Origin of the sequence: Bacteroides sp. UBA939 (assembly GCF_002293435.1) — a bacterium.
Taxonomy (GTDB): domain Bacteria; phylum Bacteroidota; class Bacteroidia; order Bacteroidales; family Bacteroidaceae; genus Bacteroides.
In genome coordinates, this window is record NZ_DBDF01000239.1 from 1 (window position 1) to 822 (window position 822).

An 822-nucleotide genomic window follows, 5' to 3' on the forward strand; every position below is an offset into this window, starting at 1 on the left:
AGCGGATTGTATAAGAATAAAGAAAGGCGGTTGCTATTGTAGCAACCGCCTTTCTTTATTCTCTTTCCGATAATTAGTCCGCTAATTTTTTATTAACGACAATGTATGTAATCAATCCCAGTATGAGCAATACAGCCGATGTGCCCAAAATGGTGTTGTTATTAACATTACCGGTTAAAGAGCATGCAATCAAAATTACAACTCCTACCAAGACTAATATCAAGCCCAGATTTTTTAATAAGCCTTTCATGTGTATGTATTTTAATAGATTATTATATNNTAACAAGCGAAATTATTTTTGCAAAAAAACTATTATTAGATGTAAATAGTTGGTTTTGCGGGCTTTCCGTATGCTGTTTACGTTCATCCAATGAATGCTTCCTGTCAATCTTTTGTATTAAAAAAAAACTTCCTGAGCACCTCTTGGCTTACTTTCAATTCGTCTACGGTGATACCATGTAATGCTTCCTTCAATGTCTGATTGGCAATCCTGCGTGCCTGTTCTTCCAGTCCTTTCCCATCTTTGGTTAGGTGGATAAGATTAGTCCGGCGGTCTTTCTTGTCGGAAATACGAACGACCAGGTGCTGACGCTCCATGTTGTCAATGAGACGCGTCATGCTGGGTTTATCCTTAAAAGTTGCATTGCACAACTCTTGCTGCGTTACTCCATCTTTTTCCCACAGAAAGATAAGTACCGTCCACTGTTCCGGAGTAATCTCCAAGTCGTTCTGCCGGAAGTTGCGGAACAGCTTCCTGTTGATGGCGGCTGAAACTTTGCCGTTGAGGATAGCAAAGATTAGCCGGATATCAAAGTTGAATTG

2 protein-coding genes are annotated in these 822 nt (G+C 39.8%); both read right to left on the reverse strand.

Features of this window, described 5'->3' with window-relative positions; translation table 11 throughout:
• Nucleotides 1–73 precede the first annotated feature (73 nt).
• Entirely contained in the window at nucleotides 74–250 is a 177-nt protein-coding gene (locus B2Z67_RS15820; RefSeq protein WP_291530809.1) for a hypothetical protein, read from the reverse strand.
• Nucleotides 251–384: 134 nt separating this feature from the next.
• Nucleotides 385–822 (reverse strand): MarR family winged helix-turn-helix transcriptional regulator (locus tag B2Z67_RS15825; protein ID WP_291530810.1); only part of this gene is annotated, 438 nt, incomplete at its 5' end.